The organism is Ideonella benzenivorans (genome assembly GCF_020387415.1).
Classification (GTDB): domain Bacteria; phylum Pseudomonadota; class Gammaproteobacteria; order Burkholderiales; family Burkholderiaceae_C; genus Ideonella; species Ideonella benzenivorans.
Window position 1 is genome coordinate 1 of sequence record NZ_JAGWCB010000003.1, and the last position, 5,472, is coordinate 5,472.

The 5,472-nt window shown below is 53.2% G+C and carries 2 tRNA genes and 3 rRNA genes; all 5 read right to left on the reverse strand.

Annotated features, from left to right (window positions below):
- Positions 1-10: 10 nt before the first annotated feature.
- The 5 genes from rrf to KGA65_RS00815 all read right to left on the reverse strand — a co-directional run bounded on the left by rrf (position 11) and on the right by KGA65_RS00815 (position 5,326).
- Positions 11-123 (reverse strand): 5S ribosomal RNA (gene rrf / locus KGA65_RS00795).
- A 151-nt stretch (positions 124-274) separates the two neighbouring features.
- Positions 275-3,148, reverse strand: a 23S ribosomal RNA gene (locus KGA65_RS00800).
- A gap of 306 nt (positions 3,149-3,454) precedes the next feature.
- Positions 3,455-3,530, reverse strand: a tRNA-Ala gene (locus KGA65_RS00805).
- Positions 3,531-3,557: 27 nt separating this feature from the next.
- Positions 3,558-3,634, reverse strand: a tRNA-Ile gene (locus KGA65_RS00810).
- 163 nt (positions 3,635-3,797) lie between these two features.
- A 16S ribosomal RNA gene (locus KGA65_RS00815) occupies positions 3,798-5,326 on the reverse strand.
- The 16S, 23S and 5S rRNA genes sit together here with 2 tRNA genes alongside, the layout of an rRNA operon.
- Positions 5,327-5,472 lie beyond the last annotated feature (146 nt).

Sequence of the window (5,472 nt, forward strand, 5' to 3'; positions counted from 1 at the left end):
TCGGATATTAGCCTGACGATGTCCTACTTTCACACGGGAATCCGCACTATCATCGGCGCAGAGGCGTTTCACTGTCCTGTTCGGGATGGGAAGGAGTGGGACCACCTCGCTATGGTCATCAGGCTTAACTTGTTGCCTGGCTGCTGGCACTGGGAAGTGCTTGGGCAGCCAAGCCAATTCAAAGAGTCATGAATCAGATGATTGCGTCGACCGACTTGAACGGTCTAACTTGAATTCTCACCCAGTTCTTTGATGCATTTTACATCAAAGTTATAGGGTCAAGCCTCACGAGCAATTAGTACTGGTTAGCTTAACGCATTACTGCGCTTCCACACCCAGCCTATCAACGTCCTGGTCTCGAACGACTCTTCAGGGGGCTCAAGGCCCCGGCAAGACTCATCTTGAGACGAGTTTCCCGCTTAGATGCTTTCAGCGGTTATCTCTTCCGCACTTAGCTACTCGGCAATGCCATTGGCATGACAACCGATACACCAGCGGTGCGTCCACTCCGGTCCTCTCGTACTAGGAGCAGGCTCTCTCAATCTTGCAGCGCCCACGGAAGATAGGGACCAAACTGTCTCACGACGTTTTAAACCCAGCTCACGTACCTCTTTAAATGGCGAACAGCCATACCCTTGGGACCGGCTACAGCCCCAGGATGAGATGAGCCGACATCGAGGTGCCAAACACCGCCGTCGATATGAACTCTTGGGCGGTATCAGCCTGTTATCCCCAGAGTACCTTTTATCCGTTGAGCGATGGCCCTTCCATACAGAACCACCGGATCACTTTGTCCTACTTTCGTACCTGCTCGACTTGTCAGTCTCGCAGTCAAGCACGCTTATGCCAATGCACTATCAGCACGATTTCCGACCGTGCCTAGCGTACCTTCGAACTCCTCCGTTACGCTTTGGGAGGAGACCGCCCCAGTCAAACTGCCCACCATACACTGTCCCCAACCCGGATCACGGGCCAAGGTTAGAACCTCAAACACACCAGGGTGGTATTTCAACGTTGGCTCCATACGATCTAGCGACCGTACTTCAAAGCCTCCCACCTATCCTACACAGATCTGTTCAAAGTCCAATGTAAAGCTACAGTAAAGGTTCATGGGGTCTTTCCGTCTTTCCGCGGGGAGATTGCATCATCACAAACATTTCAACTTCGCTGAGTCTCTGGAGGAGACAGTGTGGCCATCGTTACGCCATTCGTGCAGGTCGGAACTTACCCGACAAGGAATTTCGCTACCTTAGGACCGTTATAGTTACGGCCGCCGTTTACTGGGACTTCGATCAAGAGCTTGCACCCCATCAATTAATCTTCCAGCACCGGGCAGGCGTCACACCCTATACGTCGACTTTCGTCTTTGCAGAGTGCTGTGTTTTTAATAAACAGTCGCAGCCACCGATTCTCTGCGACCCCTTTGGGCTCCCCTTGTACAGGTTCACCTACTGAGGGCACACCTTCTTCCGAAGTTACGGTGTCAATTTGCCGAGTTCCTTCTCCAGAGTTCTCTCAAGCGCCTGAGAATACTCATCACGCGCACCAGTGTCGGTTTGCGGTACGGTCGTCTGTAGCTGAAGCTTAGTGGCTTTTCCTGGAAGCAGGGTATCACTCACTTCGGAGGCAAGCCTCCTCGTTATCACACCTCAGCTAAGCTCTCCGGATTTGCCTAGAGAGCACGCCTACATGCTTGAACCGGGACATCCAACACCCGGCTGAGCTAACCTTCTCCGTCCCCACATCGCACTACAGATCGGTACAGGAATATTGACCTGTTTCCCATCAGCTACGCATCTCTGCCTCGCCTTAGGGGCCGACTCACCCTACGCCGATGAACGTTGCGTAGGAAACCTTGCGCTTACGGCGAGGGGGCTTTTCACCCCCTTTAACGCTACTCATGTCAGCATTCGCACTTCTGATACCTCCAGCAGACCTCACGATCCACCTTCACAGGCTTACAGAACGCTCTCCTACCGCGCACATTGCTGTGCACCCGCAGCTTCGGTAACTGGCTTAGCCCCGTTACATCTTCCGCGCAGGACGACTCGATCAGTGAGCTATTACGCTTTCTTTAAATGGTGGCTGCTTCTAAGCCAACATCCTGACTGTTTTAGCCTTCCCACTTCGTTTCCCACTTAGCCAATTTTAGGGACCTTAGCTGGCGGTCTGGGTTGTTTCCCTCTTGAGTCCGGACGTTAGCACCCGGTGCTCTGTCTCCCAAGCTGTACTCATCGGTATTCGGAGTTTGCCAAGGTTTGGTAAGTCGCCATGACCCCCTAGCCTAAACAGTGCTCTACCCCCGACGGTAATACTTGAGGCACTACCTAAATAGTTTTCGGAGAGAACCAGCTATCTCCAGGTTTGTTTAGCCTTTCACCCCTATCCACAGCTCATCCGCTAGTTTTGCAACACTAGTCGGTTCGGACCTCCAGTGCGTGTTACCGCACCTTCATCCTGGCCATGGATAGATCACCTGGTTTCGGGTCTACACCCAGCGACTAGACGCCCTATTCGGACTCGATTTCTCTTCGGCTTCCCTATTCGGTTAACCTTGCCACTGAATGTAAGTCGCTGACCCATTATACAAAAGGTACGCCGTCACCCCGAAGGGCTCCGACTTTTTGTATGCATGCGGTTTCAGGATCTATTTCACTCCCCTCCCGGGGTTCTTTTCGCCTTTCCCTCACGGTACTTGTTCACTATCGGTCGATTACGAGTATTTAGCCTTGGAGGATGGTCCCCCCATATTCAGACAGGATTTCACGTGTCCCGCCCTACTTGTCGTGCACTTAGTTCCACAAACCTCTTTTCTCATACGGGGCTATCACCCGCTTTGGCCGGCCTTTCCAGACCGTTCTGATAAGAAGAATGCTAAAGAGCACAGGCTGTTCCGATTTCGCTCGCCACTACTTTCGGAATCTCGGTTGATGTCTTTTCCTCGAGCTACTGAGATGTTTCAGTTCACCCGGTTCGCCTCAACACCCTATGTATTCAGATGTTGATACCCCTAAGGGTGGGTTTCCCCATTCGGAAATCTCCGGATCAAAGCTTATTTGCCAGCTCCCCGAAGCTTATCGCAGGCTATCACGTCCTTCGTCGCCTGTAATCGCCAAGGCATCCACCACATGCACTTAGTCACTTGACCCTATAACTTTGACGTCCAATGCTTTAGAACGTCGATCAAGGACTGGTACCAACCGTCCACGCTAGAACGGTCAGTTTGTGAGTATTCGCGTTATGCCGTTCTACAACTCATATTCGAGTTGAAGTCTGGTGACGCAATCATATGTTGCCGACGGCACGGTGCCGACCAGGCCTTTACCCCTGGGCGACTTTCCGTCGACAACGCTGATTCGACTCTTTGAATTGTTAAAGAACACAGCCTTCTCAACGAAGACAAACCTAAAGCAATTCGCCTTAGGTTTGCATTCGCTTCTGACAGCGCGCTAATTGGTGGAGGATGACGGGATCGAACCGACGACCCCCTGCTTGCAAAGCAGGTGCTCTCCCAGCTGAGCTAATCCCCCATTCTCTCGATACCTCTCGAGAATGCTTGGTGGGTCTGGTTGGATTCGAACCAACGACCCCCGCCTTATCAAGACGGTGCTCTAACCGACTGAGCTACAGACCCACGCATCTCTTTGGAGTCGCGCGGTGCCTGGCGTCATCTGCGTCACCTGGCAGTCGGACGCCAACTTGACGCTTTCTCCAGGCTCGCACGTTTCACCAATTAACCACTACTGTGTTTTCACAGCCGATAAGTGTGAGCGCTTGAACTTGAGTGCTTTTTCCAGAAAGGAGGTGATCCAGCCGCACCTTCCGATACGGCTACCTTGTTACGACTTCACCCCAGTCACGAACCCTGCCGTGGTAATCGCCCTCCTTGCGGTTAGGCCAACTACTTCTGGCAGAACCCGCTCCCATGGTGTGACGGGCGGTGTGTACAAGACCCGGGAACGTATTCACCGCGGCAAGCTGATCCGCGATTACTAGCGATTCCGACTTCACGCAGTCGAGTTGCAGACTGCGATCCGGACTACGACCGGTTTTCTGGGATTGGCTCCCCCTCGCGGGTTGGCAGCCCTCTGTACCGGCCATTGTATGACGTGTGTAGCCCTACCCATAAGGGCCATGAGGACCTGACGTCATCCCCACCTTCCTCCGGTTTGTCACCGGCAGTCTCATTAGAGTGCCCTTTCGTAGCAACTAATGACAAGGGTTGCGCTCGTTGCGGGACTTAACCCAACATCTCACGACACGAGCTGACGACGGCCATGCAGCACCTGTGTGCAGGTTCTCTTTCGAGCACTCCCAAATCTCTTCAGGATTCCTGCCATGTCAAGGGTAGGTAAGGTTTTTCGCGTTGCATCGAATTAAACCACATCATCCACCGCTTGTGCGGGTCCCCGTCAATTCCTTTGAGTTTCAACCTTGCGGCCGTACTCCCCAGGCGGTCAACTTCACGCGTTAGCTACGTTACTGAGAAGAAACCCTCCCAACAACCAGTTGACATCGTTTAGGGCGTGGACTACCAGGGTATCTAATCCTGTTTGCTCCCCACGCTTTCGTGCATGAGCGTCAGTGCAGGCCCAGGGGATTGCCTTCGCCATCGGTGTTCCTCCGCATATCTACGCATTTCACTGCTACACGCGGAATTCCATCCCCCTCTGCCGCACTCAAGCCTTGCAGTCACAAAGGCAGTTCCCAGGTTGAGCCCGGGGATTTCACCTCTGTCTTACAAAACCGCCTGCGCACGCTTTACGCCCAGTAATTCCGATTAACGCTTGCACCCTACGTATTACCGCGGCTGCTGGCACGTAGTTAGCCGGTGCTTATTCTTCAGGTACCGTCATCCTCCCGAGGTATTAACCCAGAAGATTTCTTCCCTGACAAAAGCGGTTTACAACCCGAAGGCCTTCTTCCCGCACGCGGCATGGCTGGATCAGACTTGCGTCCATTGTCCAAAATTCCCCACTGCTGCCTCCCGTAGGAGTCTGGGCCGTGTCTCAGTCCCAGTGTGGCTGGTCGTCCTCTCAGACCAGCTACAGATCGTCGGCTTGGTAGGCCTTTACCCCACCAACTACCTAATCTGACATCGGCCGCTCCAATAGCGAGAGGTCTTGCGATCCCCCCCTTTCACCCGTAGGTCGTATGCGGTATTAATCCGGCTTTCGCCGGGCTATCCCCCACTACTGGGCACGTTCCGATGCGTTACTCACCCGTTCGCCACTCGTCGCCAGGTTGCCCCGCGTTACCGTTCGACTTGCATGTGTAAGGCATGCCGCCAGCGTTCAATCTGAGCCAGGATCAAACTCTTCAGTTCGATCTTGAATTTGCTCAATCAGGAATTGAAGTGAACTTCACTTCAGTTTCCATGAGCGTTTAAAGTCTTTCGACCTCGAGTCCTAAGACTCTTGGCACTCGCCTTCAAACGCCCACGCTTATCGGCTGTTACTTGTTAAAGAGCTC